This window comes from Pseudomonas brassicacearum, assembly GCF_003732225.1.
Lineage (GTDB): Bacteria > Pseudomonadota > Gammaproteobacteria > Pseudomonadales > Pseudomonadaceae > Aquipseudomonas > Aquipseudomonas brassicacearum_E.
Map to the genome: position 1 here is coordinate 446,981 of NZ_MOBJ01000009.1, position 20,581 is coordinate 467,561.

Sequence of the window (20,581 nt, forward strand, 5' to 3'; positions counted from 1 at the left end):
TCGAATCTGCCGCGAGTGCTCGCTACCTAAAGATCACTGTGGGGTCTGGTAGCGCTGGGCAACCGCAGACTGACGGATTTGCCCCAGCAGGCCCTGACGTGCGCCCTGCAGGTCATGCCAGCGCTGCGCCTCGTGCAACGGCGGGATGGTCACCGGTTCACGACGATCGAAACCGACGAGGGCGGCATCCACCAGATCGCCTACCTCCATGATTTCGCTCAAGGTGTTGATGTCGACGCCGGAGCGATCCCAGATTTCCGTGCGGGTGGCGGCGGGCAGCACCGCTTGCACGTAGACGCCCTGAGGCGACAGTTCCAGGCTCAGGCCCTGGGACAGGAACAGGACAAAGGCCTTGGTCGCACCGTAGACCGTCATGCCGAACTCCGGCGCCAGGCCCACCACCGAACCGATGTTGATAATCGCACCGTTGCCGGCCTTGGCCAGGCGTGGAGCGATGGCGCTGGCGAGGCGCACCAGCGCGGTGGTGTTGAGGGCGACCAGTTGCGCCACATTGTCGGTACTTTGATCGACGAAGTTGCCGGACAACGCGGCGCCGGCGTTATTAACGAGGATGCCGATGCGGGCGTCGTCGCGCAGGCGGTTTTCAACGGTGGTTAAATCGCCGGGTTGGGTCAGGTCCGCCGGGATCACATCGACGGCGACGTCGTGTTCGTTGCGCAAGCGCACAGCCAGTGCGTCGAGGCGCGCCTGATCGCGGGCGACCAGGACCAGATCGTGACCGCGTTGCGCGAAGCGCTCGGCGTAGACCGCGCCAATGCCGGTGGAGGCGCCAGTGATCAGAACAGTAGGGCGAGTGCTCATGGGTTATCTCTCTTTCAGAATGTGAGAAACAGAACGCGCTCAGCTTGCGCTGACGCTCGATTCAGCCAGTGTCGGGTAGTCGATGTAGCCTGCCGCACCGCCGCCATAGAGGGTGGCGGGATTGAACGCGGATAACGGCGCGCCACGTTTCAGGCGTTCCACCAGATCCGGGTTGCCAATGAACGGGCGACCGAAGGCGATCAAGTCGGCCTGGTCTTCAGCGAGCTTCGAAGTCGCCAGGTCCAGGTCATAGCCGTTATTGGCGATGTAGGTGTTTTTGAAGCGCTGGCGCAGGGCAGCGAAATCGAAGGGCGCCACGTCACGCGGGCCACCGGTCGCGCCTTCGACGACATGCAGATAAACCACGCCGAGGGCGTCGAGTTGCTCGGCGACGTAGTCGAATTGCGCCTGCGGATCGCTGCTGGATACGCCATTGGCTGGTGACACCGGCGACAGACGCACGCCGGTGCGGTCCGCACCGATTTCATCTATCACCGCTGCCGTCACTTCGAGCAACAGACGTGCACGATTTTCAATCGATCCGCCGTAAACATCGGTGCGCAGATTGGCGTTGTCCTTGAGGAATTGATCGAGCAAATAGCCGTTGGCACCGTGAATTTCGACGCCATCGAACCCGGCGGCGATAGCGTTAGCCGCCGCCTGGCGGAAGTCGGCAACGATCCCCGGCAGTTCGCTGATGTCCAGTGCCCGCGGCTCGGAGACGTCTTCAAAGCGGTTGTTGACGAACACTTTGGTGGCGGCGCGCAGTGCGGAAGGTGCCACCGGTGCTGCGCCGTTTTCTTGCAGATCAACGTGGGAGACGCGGCCGACATGCCACAGTTGCAGGAAGATTTTTCCGCCCTTGGCATGCACAGCATCGGTGACTGCACGCCAGCCGTCGATCTGCGCCTGGGTATAGATCCCGGGAGTGTTCTGATAACCCTGGCCCTGTCGGGAAATCTGCGTGGCTTCGCTGATCAGCAGACCGGCGCTGGCGCGTTGGCTGTAGTAGGTCGCCGCCAATTCGCTGGGGACGAAACCTTGGCCGGCGCGGTTGCGTGTCAGCGGCGCGAGAACGACGCGGTTCGACAGCGTGAGGCTGCCTAGCATGTAAGGGGTGAACAGAGTCTGCTTGGTCATCTGATGAATCTTCCGTGCCCGTTGATGGTGATCGGTGGTGCCTGCAATTAGGATGATGATCGAAATCTAAACTGTCAATGGTTTTGATTATGGGTAACATCTATGTATCATTGGACGCAGGATTTCCCGCTGAACACGAGGTATTGCACGTGAGAGTGACCAAGGCCCAGGCGCAGGCCAATCGAGAGCACATTGTTGAAACAGCCTCAGAGCTGTTCCGTGAGCGCGGCTTTGACGGCGTCGGTGTGGCGGACCTCATGGCGGCTGCCGGTTTCACCCATGGCGGCTTCTACAAGCACTTCGGGTCTAAGGCCGATCTGATGGCCGAAGCTTCGGCGTGCAGTCTGGCCAAATCGCTGACAGGCGCCCAAGCGCTGGATGTTGCGGGCTTCATCAACGTCTATGTGAACAGAGAGCATCGCGACGGGCGTGGCGACGGTTGCACCATGGCCGCGTTGGGCGGCGACGCGGCGCGCCAGTCGGATGAGGTGAAAGCAACGTTTGCCGAGGGCATTGAACACACCCTGCAAACTCTGGGCGAGAAATACCCTACAGGGCCTGATGCCGAGGCGGGTGAGGGGCGAAAGAAGATGATCGACCTGCTGTCGCGGGCCGTCGGCGCGATTATCCTGTCGCGTGCCTGCCCGGATGATTCCGCCCTGGCGGACGAAATTCTTGAGGTGTGCCGCGCGGAAATGTTGGCTTCGTTGCCGGTCGATTAAGTTGAACCTATGTTGAGCGGAGATTAATGCAAAGCGCGAGCTGGCTATCTGTGCAATAAAAACACGCTACAAACTTTTTGACTCGTTTGTTTCGAGCGGGATGGGTTGTGTTGCGAAATGAGAGGGTTGCGGAAATGACCAAAAAGATGCGGAAACGATCCGGAAAGGTCGACGCAGAAATCTCAAACCCCAGAAACGACAAAGCCCTGAATAATCAGGGCTTTGTCGTACAAATATGGCGGAGGCGATGGGATTCGAACTCATGGACCTGTTACAGTCGACGGTTTTCAAGACCGTTGCCTTAAACCACTCGGCCACACCTCCGTATTGCGTTGCGGGCGCCATAATACCTGAATGAAACACACTGTCAAACTCTCTGCATAGCTTGTTACAGAGCGTCTGTTATGATCTTTGCGACTGAACGTTTCAAACCTACAGGAGTGTCGCCATGCGCGAACAGGATTACGCAGTTAATAACAGCGTGCAGGCTGAGCAGCTAGAGGTTAGCCGCGTCCTGCGCAACACTTATGGCTTACTCGCCCTTACGCTCGCATTCAGCGGTGTGATGGCGTTCGTCGCTCAGCAGATGCGTGTCGGCTACCCGAACGTGTTTGTGGTGCTGATCGGCTTCTACGGTCTGTTTTTCCTGACCAACAAGCTCCGTGACTCGGCGTGGGGCCTGGTGTCGGCGTTTGCGCTGACCGGTTTCATGGGGTTCCTGCTGGGCCCGATTCTCAACCGTTACCTGGGCATGCAAGGCGGCGCTGAAGTGGTCAGCTCGGCCTTTGCGATGACTGCGCTGGTATTCGGCGGTCTGTCGGCCTATGTGCTGATCACCCGCAAGGACATGAGCTTCCTCGGTGGTTTCATCACCGCTGGCTTCTTCGTCCTGCTGGGCGCGACGCTGGCGGGCATGTTCTTCAAGATCAGCGGTCTGCAACTGGCGATCAGCGCGGGCTTCGTGCTGTTTTCTTCGGTCTGCATTCTGTTCCAGACCAGCGCCATCATTCATGGCGGCGAGCGTAACTACATCATGGCGACCATCAGCCTGTATGTATCGATCTACAACCTGTTCATCAGCTTGTTGCAGCTGTTTGGCATCATGAGCCGCGATGACTGATCGCCAGCCTTGAGCAAAAAACCCGCTACAGCGGGTTTTTTGTTATCTGGCATTCGGGCAGGACTCACTCGGTGACGATGATGCTGCCGTCGGCCTGTTGTCGGTAAACGGTGTAGGGCAACAGCAGGGTGTCGAGTGCGCCGGAAATGAGTGCGTCGATCAGGACGACGGGCGTAGCGTTTTTGTGGTCCTGTTCATCGATGCCTGAATGCAGTGGAGCATTCAGTGTGCAGAAATCGTAGGCCACGCCGCTGTAGATTCGGGGGACGGCGCCGCAGTAGCTTTTCTGTTCCTTGAGGCTCTTTATGGCCACAGCGTCAGGGCGCGCAACCGTTTGAATGGTGCCGCACCCGGCGAGCATCAGCGCCGCCAACAATAGTGCCTGAGTTTTCATACCGCCAATCCTTCGCCGGAAAACCCTCAATCTACGTGGTTCGGAACAAAACAGCACTCACGCCATCGGCGGCAGCCGCCGTTTCACCGGGGTCTTCTTGACGATTGCGGTGTTGGTCTCGGCATAGCTGTTGAGGCGGTCGAGCAGGGTGTCCAGTTGTTCCATCGAACGCACGTGCAGGCGCGCGATGAAGCAGTCATCGCCGGTGACTTTGTCGCATTCGGTGAACTCGGGAATGGCCTGTATCTGCCGTTCTACGTTCTGCAACTGACCGGGCAGCGGGCGGATACGGACGATGGCCTGCAGTTGATAACCGAAGCATTTGGGGTCGATGTCGACGGTGTAGCCCTTGAGCACACCACGCTCTTCGAGCCGGCGCAGGCGCTCGGCGACGCTGGGCGATGACAGGCCGCTGATTTGTGCCAGAGCCTTGAGCGAGCGTCGGGAGTCTTCCATGAGGGCTGCGATCAGCAGTTGGTCAATGTCGTCAGTCATGCAAACCCCCATTAGGCAAATGCTTGAATCTGCCTTGATAAAAAAGGTGAACTGGCAGTTTAGCCTGCATTTCACTCTGGAGTAGCGCGGCGCTGGATTGGCATACTTTGGGCTCATATCGAGGAGCCTGATCATGGATACAACACTGCGCCGTGGTACGTTGGAAATGACCGCCGCCATGCTTATTTCCGGGACCATCGGATGGTTCGTGCTGGTCTCCGGCCAGCCGGTGCTGGACGTGGTGTTCTGGCGCTGTGTGTTCGGCGCTGCGACCTTGCTGCTGATTTGCGCAGCGTTCGGCTTCCTGCGCCCGGGCATTTTGAGCCGCACCACATTCTTGCTGGCGGTGCTCAGCGGGGTTGCGATTGTCGGTAACTGGGTGCTGTTGTTTGCCTCCTATTCCCGGGCTTCGATTGCCATTGGCACGGCGGTCTACAACGTGCAACCGTTCATGCTGGTTGGGCTGGCGGCGCTGTTTCTGGGCGAGAAAATCACCGCACAAAAGCTTTTTTGGCTGGGTGTTTCGTTTCTCGGGATGCTGGCGATCGTCAGTGCGCATGGCGAGCAGGGCGCGGGAGGTGGTGAATACCTGCTGGGGATTGCACTGGCCTTGGGCGCCGCACTGCTTTATGCCTTTGCCGCGCTGATCATCAAACGCCTGACAGGCACGCCACCGCACTTGATCGCGCTGGTTCAGGTCTGCACCGGCGTGCTGTTGCTTGCGCCCTGGGCGAATTTTTCTGCGTTGCCGCAACAACCCAGTGCCTGGGCCAGTTTGCTTACCCTGGGCATCGTGCACACCGGCGTGATGTATGTGCTGCTTTACGGCGCGATTCAGAAACTGCCGACCGCACTGACCGGCGCACTGTCGTTCATTTACCCGATTGCGGCGATTTTCGTTGACTGGTTCGCCTTCGGCCATCGCCTCGAACTGTTGCAATGGGTCGGTGTGATCGCGATTCTGCTGGCCGCCGCCGGCATGCAACAAGGTTGGGGCAACGGCGTTCGTAAAGTCGCGACGCAGTGACCGACGTTCAGATTTTCCAGCGCGGCGCAGTCTTCACCAAGCGCTGGCGCATGCCATTCAGGTTGGCGGTCAGTTGTCGGGTCAGTAATCGGTAACCGTCGAGCGCGCTATAGACCGGGGTGCCCATGGCGGTCTGCGGTGCGGTTTCATCGGTCGTGCGCTCCAGGCGTTGTGTCGTACCAGATTGCAGCGCCCGGGCCATGCCAATCAGTAAAACGCGAACCTGCCGGTGCTCGGCTTTCAGTGCCAGTTGCATTTGCGCCATGGCCTGTTCGTCGCTTGCTTCGGGGCGGGTGTTGGCGAGGATTTCCAGAGTGCTGATGCACATCCGCAGGTTGCGCTGGAGGGCGTCCAGTTCGGTCATGGAGATTCGAACTTCCTTGGACACTGAAGGCATCAGCGAGCGCAGTTGCACCATCATGCCGTTGAGGCGTCCCAGCATCTTCAGGTAGTGGTCGTCGGTGACCGATTGGCCACTGATGATCCGGCTGTAAATGCTCGCGCAGTCGCGTAACGCACTGGCGAGTTTGTAGCGCCAGGAGTAGACCGCGTACAGCGGTAGCGCGAAGGAAAAGGCCAGGGCCAGGACGATACCGATGAGGATATCGACCGTGCGCCAGAGCCCGTCGGTTACCGGATTATCACCATGACCCGCGACGATGAATACGGTGATCGCCGACAACAGCGCGGTGTAGCCGCCCTTGCCAATTGCGTGGTAAGAGAAGAACCCGCAGACCACCGACATGCCGAAGTAGGTCAGCCATGGCAGGCCGAGCCAGGCCTGCTGCGCCACCAGCAGCAAACCCACGCCAGCGCCGATCAGCGTGCCATACGCACGCTCGGCGGCTTTCTTGCCGATGTTGCCGTGGTGCTGCAACCCGCCGATCACTACCAGCATGGTCACCGACGCCCATTCACCATGGGGCAGGTTAATCCCGGTGGTCAGCAGAATCGTCGCCAATAGCCCCAGCGACACCCGCACGGCGTGGATCAGTTTCGCGTTGCGATAGCGCCGGTACGGGTCCAGTAGCGGACGTAGCAGCCGACGCAGCAACGGTGGCAGTCGGGATGATCGAAGGGCTGTCATCGGGTTCGCGGGGTATCCTCGGTGTGCGCTCTAGAAAATATAGTCGGTGGTCAGGAAACTCGACTCCCGTCCGCGGATGATGTCGCTGATCAGTTCCTTGTTGCTCTCCTGGAACTTGGTGGCGACCAGCGTACGGATCGAAAATGTCCGCAGCGCATCGTGCACCGACAGCGTGCCTTCGGCCGAATTCTTGCGCCCGTTGAACGGGAAGGTATCCGGGCCGCGCTGGCACTGGGCGTTGATGTTGATCCGCCCGACCTGGTTGGCAAAGGTATCCACCAACCGGCCAACCTCGACGGGATTGGTGCCGAACAGACTCAGTTGCTGACCGAAGTCTGACTCGAGGACGTAGTCGATCACCGTGTCCAGGTCACGATAAGGCACGATAGGCACTACCGGGCCGAACTGCTCTTCTTGATAGACGCGCATGTCGGTGGTCACCGGGTACAGCACCGCCGGATAGAAGAACGAACCGCGTGCCTGGCCGCCATTCTCGTTCACCACTTTGGCGCCTTTGCTCACGGCATCGTCCACCAGCCCGTGCAGGTAATCGACCTTGCCTGACTCTGGCAGCGGGGTTAGCGATACACCGCTTTCCCACGGCATGCCCGGTTTGAGAGAGGCCAGCTTATGGTTGAATTTCTCGATGAAACGGTCGACCACCTGTTCGTGGACGAAGAGGATCTTCAGCGCGGTGCAGCGCTGGCCATTGAACGACAGCGAACCGGCGACGGCTTCGTTGACCGCATTGTCCAGATCAACCTCGGGCAGCACGATGCCGGGGTTCTTCGCGTCCAGCCCTAAAGCGGCGCGCAAACGGTGCGGTTTCGGGTGAAGTTTCTTCAGGTCGCTGGCGGCCTTGTTGGTGCCGATAAAGGCAAAAATATCGATCTTGCCGCTGGCCATCAGCACGCTGACGGTCTCGCGGCCGCTGCCATAGATCACGTTGATCACCCCGGCCGGGAAGCTGTCGCGGAAGGCTTCCAGCAACGGGCGAATCAACAGGACGCCGAGCTTGGCCGGTTTGAACACCACCGTGTTGCCCATGATCAGCGCCGGAATCAGCGTGGTGAAGGTCTCGTTCAACGGGTAGTTGTAAGGCCCCATGCACAAGGCGACGCCGAGCGGTACGCGGCGGATCTGGCCGAGCGTGTCCTGCTCCAGTTCAAAACGGCTGGAGCGACGGTCGAGTTCCTTGAGGGCGTTGATGGTGTCGACGATGTAATCGCAGGTGCGGTCGAACTCTTTTTCCGAGTCCTTGAGATTCTTGCCGATCTCCCACATCAGCAGCTTGACCACCGCCTCGCGTTGCTCGCGCATGCGGCTAAGGAACGCTTCGACATGCTGAATCCGCTCGGCCACCCGCATCGTTGGCCAGTTGCCCTGACCACGGTCATAGGCGCGGACGGCAGCGTCGAGGGCCGTCAGCGCGGTGTCGGCGTCGAGCAGTGGCGTGCTGCCGAGAATGACTTGTTCATCAGCGTTGTCACTGGCCAGGTAGACCGGGCTGCGAACCACTGCCAAGGGGCCGTTCCAGATCTTCAGAACGCCATCGACAAGGTATTCGCGTTGTTCGGTTTGCCCGTCGAGGCGGTACTGCTCCGGGATGTCGGCGGCGGTCGGGAACAGGTTGCCGAGGATGTTTGCTGTGGTCATGTCGCTACCCCGTCTGGATTGGGTGATGCGGATAAGGTTTTTATCGCCAGACACTGCCATGAGGTCAAGACCTGTCAGCAGTGTCTTTTCCAAGAATGATGGCCAGTGGCTACAAATCATCCTTGTTGCTGCCTTGGGCTCGGCGTAGGATGCGCGCCCTCATCAGCATAGCTGAATCGTTTTATCAGATTGCTTCGGCAGCTGCTACGGGGGAATTGAGCGACATCAGCACAGTTTCGTGTCTGCACCGGTCTTGTGCCTTTCAACGCACACAAATCGCTGTGTGCCGGTTAAACTTCGCTCCTTTCCAGAGGAGTTCTCATGAGTTACTACCAGCCGGGCATCCTTGCCACCCCCGTTCCGCCTCAGGCGCGTCATTTGTTTTTCGCTCTCGAATCCGCCGAGGCTTTGCCGGCTGCGCTCGACAACCTGATGCAACTGGTGGACGGCAAGTCGGCGGTGGTCGGTTTTGGCAAGTCGCTGGTCAATGCACTGGGTGTGAAAGTAGCGGGGCTTCGACCGTTCCCGGCGATGATCGGCGTTGGCGTCGATAACCCTTCGACCCAGCACGCGCTATGGTGCTGGCTGCACGGTGAGGATCGCGGCGAGTTGCTTAACCGCAGCCGTGCCCTGGAAGTCGCGCTGGCTCCAGCGTTGCGCCTGGTGCAGATGAACGAAGCCTTCCGTCACATGAGTGGCCACGACCTGACGGGCTATGAAGACGGCACCGAAAACCCCCACGACGAAGCCGCCGTTGCCGCAGCGCTGGTGGCTGAGGGTGAGGACAGTCCGGTGGGTGGCAGTTTCGCCGCGATCCAGCAGTGGCAGCATGATCTCAACGGTTTTAATGCGCTGCCGTCCCATGAGCAGGACAACATCATTGGCCGTCGCAAGAGCGACAACGAAGAGCTCGACGACGCGCCGATTTCTGCTCACGTCAAACGCACCGCCCAGGAAAGCTTCACCCCCGAAGCCTTCATCGTGCGTCGCTCGATGCCGTGGATCGAAGGTGATCGTGCCGGCCTGATGTTCCTGGCCTTCGGACATTCCTTCAACGCTTTCGAAGCCCAACTGCGCCGCATGAGTGGCCTGGAAGACGGCATCGTTGACGGTCTGTACCGCATGAGCCGGCCGATCACCGGCGGCTACTACTGGTGCCCGCCGCTCAAGAATGATCGGCTGGATCTGCGTGCGTTGAACATTGGCTGAAGGCTAACGCAGATCCTGTAGGAGGGGCGCCCAGCTCTTGCCGGCGATGGCGGGTCTTGCGGATGTCATCGCTGGCAAGATGTCACTGTGTGGCGGGGGCGTAGACTTCGCGGCCGGCGAACCAGGTGCTCAGTACCCGAGTGTCGTGCAGGGCTTTTTCATCGACCTTGAACACATCACGGTCGACGATGATGAAGTCCGCCTGCTTGCCGGGCTGGAGCGAACCGATCTGTTGTTCCAGGCCAATGGTCCGGGCGGCGTTGAGGGTGTAGGCGTAGAACATGGTCTCGCGGTCGATGCCCTCGGCGGCGTTCAATACACCTTTTGGCCCCACGCGGGTGATGGCCTGGGCCATCGCGTTGAACGGGTTCGGTGATGACACCGGCCAGTCACTCGCACCGGCAATCGTTGCGCCTTGCTTGAGCAACGAGTGCGCCGGGTACTGATAGCGGAAGGCGAGCGCGCTGACGTACGGCTTGATCATGTCCAGGGTGTACTCGTCGGCAGAGGCCCAGAGCAGTTGCATCGAAGCGATCACATTGAGTGGCTTGAAACGGGTGAACTCCTTGGGGTTGACCAGTTGCAGGTGGGTGATGGAATGGGTCACGCCGCTTTGTCGATCCTTGCGTGCCTGTTCGATGCCGTTCAACGACTCACGTACCGCGCGGTCGCCAATGGCGTGAATGTGCACCAGCCAGCCACGCTGGTCGGCGGCACTGACCAGTTCACCGAAATGCGCCGGATCGATCAGCAGTTCGCCCTGTTTGTGCGAGTTGTTGTAGGGATCGATCAGCGCCGCGCTCTGTGCCGGGAATTCCAGTACGCCGTCGGCGAAGATCTTGATGCCGGGCAGGCTCAGGTTCGGGATGCCCTGGAACTGCTTGCGCACAATGTCCAGCGTGTCGAGGTCAGCCGGGCGGCTCCGCGGATTGGCCACCAACAACGCGGCGACGTGCGCGCTCATTGCCCCGGTTTCAGACAACGCCTTGTACACCGGCAAGACGCCAACGGTTTTTTCCGTGGGCTTGAGGGCGAACACCGGTTCCCCCGGCGCGGCGTTGGCGGCCGGGTCCATCCAGGCGGTGATACCCAGGCTGTTGTTGAACCGCAGCGCAGCCTGGGCGGCGCGCAACAGGTCCGCCGGACTCGCTTTGGGCATGACCGAAGCGACCCGGTCCCAACCCGCATCCACCAGAAATCCGTTGGGCGCGCCATTCGCCAGACGGCCGATGGTGTCGCGCTCGGCAGCGGGCAGGTTGTTGATCAGTGCGACATCGATCCCGGCACGCATGAGCATCACGTTATTGGCCCAAGCCGTGTGGTGATCGCTGCCGATGAACACGACGGGTACCTGCGCCCATTCACCCTGATTGAAGCGCTGGGCGAAGGCTTCGGCCTGGGCCCAATAGGTTGAACTCATACCGGCCACACTCAGCACATCACCGTGCCGGGCCTTACCGTCGTCACGCCAGCCGCGCAGGCGTTGTTCCAGTTCGTCGAGGCTGACTTGCTCATCTTCCATATTGGCCGAGGCCAGTTCGAGGCCACCGAAGATCGCGTGTGAGTGGCTGTCGATCAGGCCGGGCATCAGGGTTTTGCCCGCCAGGTCAATGACGCGGGTCGAGGGCTCGATCAACGCCTTGATCTGCGCGTCGCTGCCGACCTGCAGCACTTTGCCGTCTTGCACCGCCAGGGCCTGGACCTTGGGATGGGCGTGGTTGGCGGTGAAGATCTTGCCGTTGATCAATACCAGGTCGGCGGCGGCCATGGCTTCCATCGAGGCAAAAGCCACGGCGCAGCTCAGGAGTGTCGGGATCAATCTATTCATGCGGGGTGCCTTGTTTTTATTCGTCTGGAAGCGAGACTAGTGGCTTGGCGCGCTGGGTAGAACGCCTGAAACCAGCAAAACCCTTTTGCCTGAATGGAAAAACCATGGACAAGCTCAGTGCCTTGAAAATGTTTGTCGCGACGGCGGAACACGGCAGTTTCAGCCGTGCTGCGCAGCAACTGGGTAAAACCCCGTCAGCGCTGACCAAAGCGGTCAGCCATCTGGAGGATGAACTGGGTGCGCGCTTGTTCGAGCGCAGCACCCGCCGCACGTTGTTGACCGAGAGCGGGCGGCTTTATCTGGAGACCGCGCGCCAGGTGTTGCAACGTCTGCAAGAGGTCAGCGAAGAGATCCTGCAGCTGCAGCATGGTTTGCAGGGCACCCTGAAAATCACCGCGCCGCTGGCCTTCGGTCGGGCGTTTCTCGACGAAGCATGCTCAGGCTTTCTCGATGAGTACCCGCAAATCAGCTTGCACATCGACCTGTGCGACGAGTTCGTCGATCTGCTCGAAAGCGGCTACGACCTGGCATTGCGTGAAGGTCATGACGACCTGCCCGGACAGATCGCCCGAGTCGTCGGCGACAATCGCCTGGCCCTTTGTGCCAGCCCGGAATATCTGGCGCGCAACCCGGTTCCGGTGACGCCGCAGACCCTCGATCAGCATCACTGGCTGCTCTATCGACATGCGGACCTGAGCCGTGAATTCTGGTGGGTCAAGCGCGACGGTCAACGGCTCAGCTTGCCCCAGCCGTCGCGGCCGCGCCTGAAAAGCGACAATTACGACTTGCTGTTGGCCGGTGCGCTGGCAGGACGCGGCCTGCTGCACACGCCACTGTGGAGCGCCGCGCCGTATCTGGCGGAGGGTCGGCTGGTGCGGTTGATGGCTGACTACGAGATTGATCCGGACGCATTCGGTTCGCACATCCTGGCGGTGTATCCCAGCCATCGCCGGGCCACCGCCAAGGTGGTCGCGTTCATCGATTTCATTTCGGCTTTTCTGCGGCAGCGCGGCTTGAGCTAAGCGTTACGACTGGCGGTTCTTGTCAGAAAAAGTCGAGAGGAGTACAAATGTACTCCATGACGACTTTGACTCCCCGCCGTACCGCCATCCTGACCTTTATTCGCGAGCGCATCGCGCAGCAAGGTCAGCCACCGAGCCTCGCTGAAATCAGCGAGGCGTTCGGTTTTGCCTCGCGCAGCGTGGCGCGCAAGCACGTAGTGGCGCTGACCGAGGCCGGCTTCATCGAGGTCAATCCGCATCAGGCCCGTGGTATTCGCTTGCTCAATCAGCCGCGTCGCCCCGAGTTGCTGGATATTCCGGTACTCGGGCGGGTGGCTGCCGGTGCGCCGATGGGCGTCGATGCCGAGGTTCACAGCCGCTTGTGGCTGGATCCGGCAATGTTCTCGCGTACGCCCGACTACCTGCTGCGGGTTCAGGGCGACTCGATGATCGGCGACGGCATCCTCGACGGTGATCTGGTGGGCGTGCGCCGCAGTGCCGAGGTGCAGAACGGCCAGATCGTCGTCGCGCGGCTTGAGGGTGAAGTCACCATCAAACGTTTTGAACGGGCAGGGGACAGCATTCGGTTGCTGCCGCGCAACCCGGCTTACAGCCCCATTGTGGTCACCGCCGATCAGGATCTGGCGATTGAAGGGGTGTTCTGTGGTCTGGTGAGGCAAGGGTGATGGGCGCCGTCGTTGCGCTGGATACGCTGTTCAATGGCGGCCAGGTCTGGAAAGGCCGGCCTGCGCCACCCAGCGTCAGCCCACAACCGACCGGGCATGCAGCACTGGACGCGGCCTTGCCCAGCGGCGGCTGGCCGGAAGCGGCGCTGACGGAAATCCTTATCGCCGGGCAGGGCGTGGGCGAGGTGCAATTGGTATGGCCGGCCCTGGCCCGGCTGACGACCGCCGGTGAGCGAGTGGTGCTGGTGGCGCCGCCGCATGTGCCGTATCCCCAGGCCTGGCAGAACGCCGGAGTGGATCTGCGCCAGTTGTCGATCATCCAGGCCAGTGACCGTGAGGCGCTGTGGGCGGCGGAACAATGCCTGCGTTCGGGCAGTTGCGGGGCGGTGCTGTGCTGGCCGCAACAGGCGGATGACCGCGCCTTGCGCCGTCTGCAGGTGGCGGCGGAAACCGGGCAGACCCTGGCGTTTGCCTATCGCTCGATCAAGGACGCCATCAACCCTTCGCCGGCGGCCCTGCGCATCGCCATCGATTCGAGGCCTGCGCAGTTAAGGGTGCTCAAGTGCCGTGGCGGACTGGCCCGTTCGGCGCCGATTGCCTTCGCCACGGGGCAGTGAGGTTGGCATGCGTTGGGTCTGTATCCTTTTTCCGCAGTTGGCGCTGGACGCGGTGTTGCGTCAGCGCAGCGATCCTGATGAACCGCTGGCGCTGCTGAGCGGGCCGGCGCAGCGGCGGGTGTTGCAGGCGGTCAATGAGCCGGCTCGGGCACTGGGGTTGCGCCCGGGCCAGTCGATGACTGCCGCCCAGGCCTTGAGCAAAGCCTTTGCCAGCGCCGACTATGACGTGGCCGAAATCGAGCATTGGCAACAGTTTCTCGCCGCCTGGGCCTATCGCTTCAGCTCCCAGGTCAGCGTGCATTACCCGCGTGCCGTGCTGTTTGAAATCGAGTCGAGCCTGGGGTTGTTCGGGCCCTGGCCGCAGTTCGAGGCGCGGTTACGCGCAGAACTCACGGCGCTGGGTTTTCGCCATCGACTGGTCGCGGCGCCCAATCCGCTGGCCGCCCGGATCCTGGCCAATGCCTATGACGGTCTGGCGGTGCCGGACAATGAAACACTGCGGCAATTGCTCGGGCAGATGCCCATCGAGCGGATCGGACTTGAGCAAACGGTCGCCACTGCACTGTCGCGCATGGGCTTGCGCACCTTGAGCCAGGTTCAGGCGCTGCCGCGTCAAACCCTGGCCCGACGCTTCGAAGCGCAAGTGCTCAAGCACCTCGATACCTTATTGGGCGAACGGCCGCTGGCCTTGGGGTTTTATCTGCCGCCGGACCGTTTCGACGTGCGGATCGAGCTGAATTTCGATGTGCAATCCCATCAGGCATTGCTGTTCCCCTTACGCCGGCTGACCGGCGATCTTTCGGCGTTTTTGTGTGGCCGGGACAGCGGCGTGCAGCGCTTTGACCTGCACCTGGAACACGCCGGGTTGCCGGATACGCTGATCAAGGTCGGCCTGTTGAGCGCCGAGCGCGATCCGGCGATGCTCTTCGAACTGGCTCGGGGTCGGCTGGAACAGGTGCAGGTCGAGGCTCCGGTGCGCGGTTTTCGGCTGTCGGCGCAGGACTTGCCGAGCTTCGTCCCGCAGCGCCGGGAGCTGTTCGACGAGCGCCCGCAGCAATCCTTGCCCTGGGAGCAACTGCGCGAACGCCTGCGTGCACGGCTGGGGGACGAGGCGGTGCAGGGGTTGGGTTTTCAGGCCGACCATCGACCGGAGCGTGCATGGCAGCCGAGTGCGCAGAGTCAGGTCTGTCCGGTGCTGCCTGATGTGCAACGTCCCGGCTGGTTGCTGACCGAGCCGTTACCCGTGCATGAAGGCACGGCGCGCATCCTCATGGGGCCGGAGCGCATCGAGTCCGGTTGGTGGGATGGCGCCGATGTGCGCCGCGATTACTACCTGATCGAAACCCGCGCAGGCTCGAAGGCCTGGGCCTATCGTGCGGTGGGCGAGGCCGGGCCGCTGTGGCTGCAAGGCTGGTTCGCATGAGCGCCGACTATGCCGAGCTGCACTGCCTGTCGAACTTCAGTTTCCAGCGGGGGGCATCGAGTGCCCGCGAGCTGTTCGAACGGGCCAAACGCCAGGGTTACCAGGCCCTGGCGATCACCGACGAGTGCACCCTGGCCGGTATCGTCCGTGCCTGGCAAGCGGCCAAGGCGCTGGAGTTGCCGCTGATCATCGGCAGTGAAATGCGCATCGAGAATGGCCCGAAGCTGGTGCTGTTGGTGGAAAACCTTGAGGGTTATCAGGCCCTGTGTCGGCTGATCACCCACGCCCGGCGGCGCACGGAAAAGGGTCAGTACCGGGTGCTGCGTGAAGACTTCAGCGAGCCATTGCCCGGGCTGCTGGCGTTGTGGGTGCCGGATACGATCGACGCGCTGGAACACGGCACTTGGCTTAAAGGTATTTTCGGCGAGCGGCTGTGGTTGGCGATTGAGTTGCACTGCGGGCAGAACGACGTCCGGCGTCTGGCCGATTGGCAGGCCTTGGCGACGCGGTTGCAGATTCCGGCGGTGGCCAGCGGTGATGTGCACATGCACGCCCGTGGCCGCCGCGCGTTGCAGGACACCATGACGGCGATTCGTCTGCATGTGCGGGTCGCCGACGCCGGGCAGCGTTTGCATCCCAATGGCGAGCGGCACTTGCGCAGCCTTGAGGCGTTGCGCGAGCTGTATCCAGAGTCGTTGCTTGAAGAAACGCTGATCATTGCCCGACGCTGCACCTTCGATCTCGGTCAGTTGCGCTACCAATACCCGCGTGAACTGGTGCCCGAAGGGCAGACCCCGACTTCCTGGCTACGCCGGTTGACCGAACAGGGCCTGAGCAGACGTTGGCCTGAGGGGCCGGACTGCACGGTCATGGCGCTGATCGAAAAGGAACTGAAGCTGATCGCCGAGCTCGGTTACGAGAGTTACTTCCTCACCGTCGAAGACATCGTCAGCTTCGCCCGCAGCCAGCGCATTCTGTGTCAGGGGCGCGGTTCGGCCGCCAACTCGGCGGTGTGTTACGCCTTGGGCATCACCGAAATCGATCCGAGCCGGACGAGCATGCTGTTCGAGCGGTTCCTCTCCAAAGAGCGCAACGAGCCGCCGGATATCGACGTCGACTTCGAGCATGAGCGTCGCGAAGAAGTCTTGCAGTACGTGTTCCAGCGTTACGGCCGAACCCGGGCCGCGTTGACGGCGGTGGTCAGCACTTACCACGGAGCCGGCGCGATTCGCGACGTGGCCAAGGCCCTTGGTTTGCCGCCGGATCAGGTCAACGCGCTGGCCGATTGTTGCGGCCATTGGAGCGACGATGTACCGCCGCTGGAGCGTTTGCGCGAAGCTGGCTTCGACCCGGACAGCCCGGTGCTGCGCCAGGTGCTGAGCCTGACCCGGCAGTTGATCGGCTTCCCCCGACACCTGTCCCAGCATCCAGGTGGTTTCGTGATTTCCGAGCAGCCGCTGGACAGCCTGGTGCCGGTGGAAAATGCGGCCATGGCCGAGCGTACGATCATCCAGTGGGACAAGGACGACCTGGACATGGTCGGCCTGCTCAAGGTCGACATTCTCGCCCTCGGCATGCTCAGCGCCATTCGTCGCTGTTTCGACTTGCTGCGCGACCATCGCGGGCGGGACCTGAGCCTGGCCAACATACCGTCCGAGGACCGGCAAACCTACGAGATGATCAGCCGCGCCGACACCATCGGGGTGTTCCAGATCGAGTCCCGGGCGCAGATGTCGATGTTGCCCCGACTCAAACCCCAAAACTTCTATGACCTGGTGATCGAAGTGGCCATCGTCCGTCCCGGCCCGATCCAGGGCGGGATGGTGCACCCGTACCTGCGGCGACGTAACAAGGAAGAACCTGAAACCTACCCCTCGGTGAAGCTGGAGGCCGTGCTCAAGCGCACCCTCGGCGTGCCGTTGTTTCAGGAGCAGGTCATGCAGATTGCGATTGTGGCCGCCGACTACAGCCCCGGCGAGGCTGATCAGTTGCGCCGTTCCATGGCGGCCTGGAAGCGCCATGGCGGCCTTGAACCGCACCAGAAACGCCTTCGTGAAGGCATGCTGAAAAACGGTTACACGGAGGAATTCGCCGCGCAGATCTTCGAGCAGATCAAGGGCTTTGGCAGCTACGGTTTTCCCGAGTCCCACGCCGCCAGTTTTGCCTTGCTGACCTACGCCAGTTGCTGGTTGAAATGCCATGAACCGGCGGCGTTCGCCTGTGCGCTGATCAACAGTTGGCCGATGGGTTTCTACAGCCCGGACCAGATTCTCCAGGACGCTCGACGGCATCATTTGCAGATCCGCCCGGTGGACGTGGCCGCCAGCGACTGGGATTGCAGCCTGGAGCCGACTGACGGCGAGCAACCGGCGATTCGCTTGGGGTTGCGCATGATCAAGGGTTTTCGTGAAGACGACGCCCGGCGTATCGAAGCGGCGCGTTTGCGAGGCGAATTCATCGACATCGCCGACCTTGGCGAGCGCGCCCGACTCGATGCTCGTGCGCAAGAGCAACTGGCCGATGCCGGAGCCTTGCGCAGGCTGGCCGGTGATCGCCATCGCGCACGCTGGGAAGTGGCGGGGGTACAGAAACAACTTGGATTGTTCGCCGGGTTGCCGAGCCAGGAAGAGCCTTGCGTGGTGTTGCCCAAGCCGACCGTGAGCGAGGACCTGCAAGCCGACTACAGCAGTGTTGGCACCACACTCGGCCCGCATCCGCTGGCATTGTTGCGCGATGAGTTGCGTGCCCGACGTTGCCGCAGTTCACGGGAACTGCTTGAAGTCGAACATGGGCGCAACGTCAGCATCGCCGGCCTGGTCACCGGCCGCCAACGCCCGGGCACGGCCAGTGGTGTGACTTTCGTGACCCTTGAAGACGAGTTCGGCAACATCAATGTCGTGGTCTGGCGCGACCTCGCCGAGCGTCAACGCAAAGCACTGATTGGCTCGCAACTGCTCAAGATCGACGGGCGCTGGGAGAAGGTCGGCGAAGTCCGGCACCTGATCGCCGGACGCTTGAGTGACCTGAGTCCGTTGCTCAACGGCATCAGCGTGCATAGCCGGGATTTTCACTAGTCGCCATGATCATTCAAGAAACTGACGCCAAAAAATATAAATACTGTCATCAATAGTGGCACTTTGGCATAATGCCGCCTGCTGACGTCCTGCACGTCGATTGTCGATTCAAATCCCCACCGCTTTTCGCCACCGCACCCAGCAGTGGCAGGGCACGGCCACGCCGGGATAAACCGTTTTTTCAGAAGGAATGCACAGTGAGAATGATCTCTCGAATGGTGGTGTCAGGGGCAGCGATTGCCGTATTGGGTGCAATCGCCGGGTGTGCGACCGAAAGCTCCCGGGCATTGCCGGTAGAAAAAGTCGAAAGCGCCAGCCATGCCTATTCCGGTGTTCGAGTGCCAATGGCGGTCGGCAAGTTCGACAACCGTTCGAGCTACATGCGCGGGATTTTCTCCGACGGCGTGGATCGCCTCGGCGGCCAGGCCAAGACCATCCTGATCACTCACTTGCAGCAGACCAACCGCTTCAGCGTGCTGGACCGCGACAACATGGGCGAGATCCAGCAGGAAGCGTCGATCAAAGGCCAGGCTCAGCGCCTCAAGGGGGCTGACTTTGTGGTGACCGGCGATGTCACCGAGTTCGGCCGCAAAGAGACCGGTGATCATCAGTTGTTCGGCATTCTTGGCCGCGGCAAGACCCAGGTGGCGTACGCCAAGGTCAACTTGAACATCGTCAACATCAGCACTTCGGAAGTCGTCTATTCGACTCAGGGCGCGGGTGAATACGCCTTGTCCAACCGTGAAGTCATCGGCTTCGGCGGTACCGCTGCCTACGATTCGACCCTCAACGGCAAGGTGCTCGACCTGGCCATGCGCGAGGCGATCAATCGTCTGGTGGACGGCATGAATTCCGGTGCATGGAAACCGGGCAACTGATCAAGGTCGATGACAAGGAGCAGTACAAGCATGTTCAAGCGTTATATGTCGTGGGCGCCGATAGCGTCGATGTTGCTGATGAGTGGCCTGCTGGCCGGATGCAACAGTCCGAAAACCCTTTACCAGTGGGAAGACTACCAGCCACAGGTTTATGAGTATTTCAAAGGCGAAGAGCCCAAGGAAGCTCAGGCCGAAGCGCTGGAGCGCGACCTGCAAAAAATCAAGTCCACCGGCAAGACGCCGCCGCCTGGCTACCACGCCCACCTGGGGCTGTTGTACCTGAGCCTGGGCAAGGACGATCAGATGGTGCAGCAGTTCAGAACCGAGAAGACCCTGTTTCCCGAGTCGGCGCAGTACATGGACTTTCTGCTTAAAAACGCCAAGACCGGAGACACCCAATGATTGCGCGCTCATTGAAACTGATGGCCGGCCTGCTGGCCCTGGCAGTCCTCGGCGGTTGCGTCAGCCCCAAGACCGTGGACTACTCGGCTTACAAGCAAAGCCGTCCAAAAACCATTCTGGTGCTGCCGCCGCTGAACAATTCGCCGGACGTCAAGGCGTCCTACAGCATGCTCTCGCAGGTTACGTATCCGCTGGCTGAAGCCGGTTACTACGTTCTGCCGATCGCGCTGGTCGACGAGACGTTCCACCAGAACGGCCTGACCACGCCGGCGGACATCCACCAGGCTCCGGCCAACAAACTCCGCGAGATCTTCGGTGCCGATGCCGCGCTCTACATTACCGTGACTGACTACGGCACCCGCTACATGGTGATCTCCAGTGCAACCGTAGTTACCGCCAGCGCAAAACTGGTAGACCTCAAGACGGGTACTACCCTGTGGACCGGCTCGGCCAGCGCGTCGAGCGAAGAGGGTAACAACAACAGTGGTGGCGGCTTGCTGGGTGTGCTGATCACCGCAGCGGTCAAGCAGATTATCAACAGCTCTACCGACGCCGGTCACCCGATTGCCGGTATCACCAGTGCACGACTGTTGTCGGCAGGGCACCCGGCGGGCTTGCTGTACGGGCCGCGTTCGCCGAAGTACGGCACCGACTGATCTTGTAGACCGGCGTAGGAGCTGCCGAAGGCTGCGATCTTTTGATCTTGTCTTCGGCTGTCTCAATACGGCAAAAGATCGCAGCCTGCTCTATGTAAGCCGTAACCCTGCCAAACGTCTTACCTGGCTTGCGCTCAATCCCCTCGGCGCGGTGCCCGGCACAACAGCGAGCACGAAACTATTCTGGTGGTTGAACGACGCAATGCGGTGACGATAACGGCACGTCCGACCAACGGGCACCGCTGGTCTGATTGATAGTCGACAGCAACCGCCGAGCGAGGCCATTCTGATAACTGGTGAGCGCGTGCAAAGGCGTTCGCCACCGATCAACAAACGGAGGTGTT

Annotated in this window: 19 protein-coding genes and 1 tRNA gene; 12 read left to right on the top strand and 8 right to left on the bottom strand. The window is 61.1% G+C overall.

Features of this window, described 5'->3' with window-relative positions:
• Positions 1–33: 33 nt before the first annotated feature.
• Positions 34–822: an SDR family NAD(P)-dependent oxidoreductase gene (locus BK659_RS15695; protein WP_123425921.1), complete on the bottom strand. Its 789-nt coding sequence runs from the start codon at positions 820–822 to the stop codon at positions 34–36.
• A 39-nt stretch (positions 823–861) separates the two neighbouring features.
• The gene (locus BK659_RS15700; protein ID WP_123425922.1) at positions 862–1,962 is read right to left on the bottom strand and encodes an alkene reductase; all 1,101 of its coding nucleotides are present in this window, start codon (positions 1,960–1,962) and stop codon (positions 862–864) included.
• Positions 1,963–2,111: 149 nt separating this feature from the next.
• On the opposite strand from BK659_RS15700, the gene BK659_RS15705 reads away from it, so the two are divergent.
• Positions 2,112–2,684 (top strand): TetR/AcrR family transcriptional regulator, encoded by a 573-nt coding sequence (locus tag BK659_RS15705; RefSeq protein ID WP_185015398.1) that lies wholly within the window; start codon positions 2,112–2,114, stop codon positions 2,682–2,684.
• A 236-nt stretch (positions 2,685–2,920) separates the two neighbouring features.
• On the opposite strand, the gene BK659_RS15710 is transcribed toward BK659_RS15705, so the two are convergent.
• Positions 2,921–3,008: transfer RNA gene (locus tag BK659_RS15710), tRNA-Ser, on the bottom strand.
• Between the two features lie 124 nt (positions 3,009–3,132).
• On the opposite strand from BK659_RS15710, the gene BK659_RS15715 reads away from it, so the two are divergent.
• On the top strand, positions 3,133–3,804 hold the full coding sequence (locus BK659_RS15715) for a Bax inhibitor-1/YccA family protein (RefSeq protein ID WP_123425923.1): 672 nt from the start codon (positions 3,133–3,135) through the stop codon (positions 3,802–3,804).
• Between the two features lie 64 nt (positions 3,805–3,868).
• On the opposite strand, the gene BK659_RS15720 is transcribed toward BK659_RS15715, so the two are convergent.
• Positions 3,869–4,198 carry a YceK/YidQ family lipoprotein gene (locus tag BK659_RS15720; protein ID WP_123425924.1) on the bottom strand — a complete coding sequence of 110 codons (330 nt, stop codon included), beginning with the start codon at positions 4,196–4,198 and terminating at the stop codon, positions 3,869–3,871.
• A 57-nt stretch (positions 4,199–4,255) separates the two neighbouring features.
• On the bottom strand, positions 4,256–4,693 hold the full coding sequence (locus tag BK659_RS15725; RefSeq protein ID WP_019690796.1) for an Lrp/AsnC family transcriptional regulator: 438 nt from the start codon (positions 4,691–4,693) through the stop codon (positions 4,256–4,258).
• Positions 4,694–4,826: 133 nt separating this feature from the next.
• Between BK659_RS15725 and BK659_RS15730 the strand changes: the two genes are divergently transcribed.
• Entirely contained in the window at positions 4,827–5,720 is an 894-nt protein-coding gene (locus tag BK659_RS15730; RefSeq protein ID WP_123425925.1) for a DMT family transporter, read from the top strand.
• Between the two features lie 7 nt (positions 5,721–5,727).
• On the opposite strand, the gene BK659_RS15735 is transcribed toward BK659_RS15730, so the two are convergent.
• Together BK659_RS15735 and BK659_RS15740 are read right to left on the bottom strand one after the other, a co-directional pair.
• Complete coding sequence (locus BK659_RS15735) at positions 5,728–6,807, bottom strand: FUSC family protein (RefSeq protein ID WP_185015381.1); 1,080 nt, start codon at positions 6,805–6,807, stop codon at positions 5,728–5,730.
• Between the two features lie 30 nt (positions 6,808–6,837).
• The gene (locus BK659_RS15740) at positions 6,838–8,463 is read right to left on the bottom strand and encodes an NADP-dependent glyceraldehyde-3-phosphate dehydrogenase (protein ID WP_123425926.1); all 1,626 of its coding nucleotides are present in this window, start codon (positions 8,461–8,463) and stop codon (positions 6,838–6,840) included.
• Positions 8,464–8,784: 321 nt separating this feature from the next.
• Between BK659_RS15740 and BK659_RS15745 the strand changes: the two genes are divergently transcribed.
• Complete coding sequence (locus BK659_RS15745; RefSeq protein ID WP_123425927.1) at positions 8,785–9,672, top strand: Dyp-type peroxidase; 888 nt, start codon at positions 8,785–8,787, stop codon at positions 9,670–9,672.
• 82 nt (positions 9,673–9,754) lie between these two features.
• Here BK659_RS15745 and BK659_RS15750 read toward each other — a convergent pair whose 3' ends face one another.
• Positions 9,755–11,500 carry an amidohydrolase gene (locus BK659_RS15750; RefSeq protein ID WP_123425928.1) on the bottom strand — a complete coding sequence of 582 codons (1,746 nt, stop codon included), beginning with the start codon at positions 11,498–11,500 and terminating at the stop codon, positions 9,755–9,757.
• A gap of 104 nt (positions 11,501–11,604) precedes the next feature.
• On the opposite strand from BK659_RS15750, the gene BK659_RS15755 reads away from it, so the two are divergent.
• The 8 genes from BK659_RS15755 (at position 11,605) to BK659_RS15790 (ending at position 20,237) form a co-directional block, all read left to right on the top strand.
• Positions 11,605–12,522: a LysR family transcriptional regulator gene (locus BK659_RS15755; RefSeq protein ID WP_123425929.1), complete on the top strand. Its 918-nt coding sequence runs from the start codon at positions 11,605–11,607 to the stop codon at positions 12,520–12,522.
• A gap of 47 nt (positions 12,523–12,569) precedes the next feature.
• Positions 12,570–13,187 (top strand): transcriptional repressor LexA, encoded by a 618-nt coding sequence (lexA, locus tag BK659_RS15760; RefSeq protein WP_123425930.1) that lies wholly within the window; start codon positions 12,570–12,572, stop codon positions 13,185–13,187.
• Positions 13,187–13,804: a translesion DNA synthesis-associated protein ImuA gene (gene imuA, locus BK659_RS15765; protein WP_123425931.1), complete on the top strand. Its 618-nt coding sequence runs from the start codon at positions 13,187–13,189 to the stop codon at positions 13,802–13,804. The genes lexA and imuA overlap by 1 nt, the downstream gene beginning before the upstream one ends.
• A 7-nt stretch (positions 13,805–13,811) precedes the next feature.
• Entirely contained in the window at positions 13,812–15,227 is a 1,416-nt protein-coding gene (locus BK659_RS15770; RefSeq protein ID WP_123425932.1) for a Y-family DNA polymerase, read from the top strand.
• Positions 15,203–18,301 carry an error-prone DNA polymerase gene (locus tag BK659_RS15775; protein ID WP_221178154.1) on the top strand — a complete coding sequence of 1,033 codons (3,099 nt, stop codon included), beginning with the start codon at positions 15,203–15,205 and terminating at the stop codon, positions 18,299–18,301. Before BK659_RS15770 ends, BK659_RS15775 begins: the two co-directional genes overlap by 25 nt.
• Before the next feature lie 203 nt (positions 18,302–18,504).
• A complete protein-coding gene (locus BK659_RS15780; protein WP_185015382.1) occupies positions 18,505–19,179 on the top strand; it encodes a CsgG/HfaB family protein in 675 nt (224 codons plus the stop codon).
• Positions 19,180–19,224: 45 nt separating this feature from the next.
• A complete protein-coding gene (locus tag BK659_RS15785; RefSeq protein WP_404942536.1) occupies positions 19,225–19,581 on the top strand; it encodes a DUF4810 domain-containing protein in 357 nt (118 codons plus the stop codon).
• Positions 19,578–20,237 (top strand): DUF799 domain-containing protein, encoded by a 660-nt coding sequence (locus tag BK659_RS15790; protein ID WP_123425936.1) that lies wholly within the window; start codon positions 19,578–19,580, stop codon positions 20,235–20,237. Before BK659_RS15785 ends, BK659_RS15790 begins: the two co-directional genes overlap by 4 nt.
• Positions 20,238–20,581: the final 344 nt, after the last annotated feature.

What these genes read in the sequence shown, in the direction of transcription:
- BK659_RS15700 (WP_123425922.1), bottom strand. Translation starts at nt 1,962, where the DNA reads ATGACCAAGCAGACTCTGTTCACCCCTTACATGCTAGGCAGCCTCACG.
- BK659_RS15730 (WP_123425925.1), top strand. Translation starts at nt 4,827, where the DNA reads ATGGATACAACACTGCGCCGTGGTACGTTGGAAATGACCGCCGCCATG.
- BK659_RS15695 (WP_123425921.1), bottom strand. Translation starts at nt 822, where the DNA reads ATGAGCACTCGCCCTACTGTTCTGATCACTGGCGCCTCCACCGGCATT.
- BK659_RS15735 (WP_185015381.1), bottom strand. Translation starts at nt 6,807, where the DNA reads ATGACAGCCCTTCGATCATCCCGACTGCCACCGTTGCTGCGTCGGCTG.
- imuA (WP_123425931.1), top strand. Translation starts at nt 13,187, where the DNA reads ATGGGCGCCGTCGTTGCGCTGGATACGCTGTTCAATGGCGGCCAGGTC.
- BK659_RS15725 (WP_019690796.1), bottom strand. Translation starts at nt 4,693, where the DNA reads ATGACTGACGACATTGACCAACTGCTGATCGCAGCCCTCATGGAAGAC.
- BK659_RS15750 (WP_123425928.1), bottom strand. Translation starts at nt 11,500, where the DNA reads ATGAATAGATTGATCCCGACACTCCTGAGCTGCGCCGTGGCTTTTGCC.
- BK659_RS15790 (WP_123425936.1), top strand. Translation starts at nt 19,578, where the DNA reads ATGATTGCGCGCTCATTGAAACTGATGGCCGGCCTGCTGGCCCTGGCA.
- BK659_RS15715 (WP_123425923.1), top strand. Translation starts at nt 3,133, where the DNA reads ATGCGCGAACAGGATTACGCAGTTAATAACAGCGTGCAGGCTGAGCAG.
- BK659_RS15770 (WP_123425932.1), top strand. Translation starts at nt 13,812, where the DNA reads ATGCGTTGGGTCTGTATCCTTTTTCCGCAGTTGGCGCTGGACGCGGTG.
- BK659_RS15720 (WP_123425924.1), bottom strand. Translation starts at nt 4,198, where the DNA reads ATGAAAACTCAGGCACTATTGTTGGCGGCGCTGATGCTCGCCGGGTGC.
- lexA (WP_123425930.1), top strand. Translation starts at nt 12,570, where the DNA reads ATGTACTCCATGACGACTTTGACTCCCCGCCGTACCGCCATCCTGACC.
- BK659_RS15780 (WP_185015382.1), top strand. Translation starts at nt 18,505, where the DNA reads ATGATCTCTCGAATGGTGGTGTCAGGGGCAGCGATTGCCGTATTGGGT.
- BK659_RS15740 (WP_123425926.1), bottom strand. Translation starts at nt 8,463, where the DNA reads ATGACCACAGCAAACATCCTCGGCAACCTGTTCCCGACCGCCGCCGAC.
- BK659_RS15785 (WP_404942536.1), top strand. Translation starts at nt 19,225, where the DNA reads ATGTCGTGGGCGCCGATAGCGTCGATGTTGCTGATGAGTGGCCTGCTG.
- BK659_RS15745 (WP_123425927.1), top strand. Translation starts at nt 8,785, where the DNA reads ATGAGTTACTACCAGCCGGGCATCCTTGCCACCCCCGTTCCGCCTCAG.
- BK659_RS15755 (WP_123425929.1), top strand. Translation starts at nt 11,605, where the DNA reads ATGGACAAGCTCAGTGCCTTGAAAATGTTTGTCGCGACGGCGGAACAC.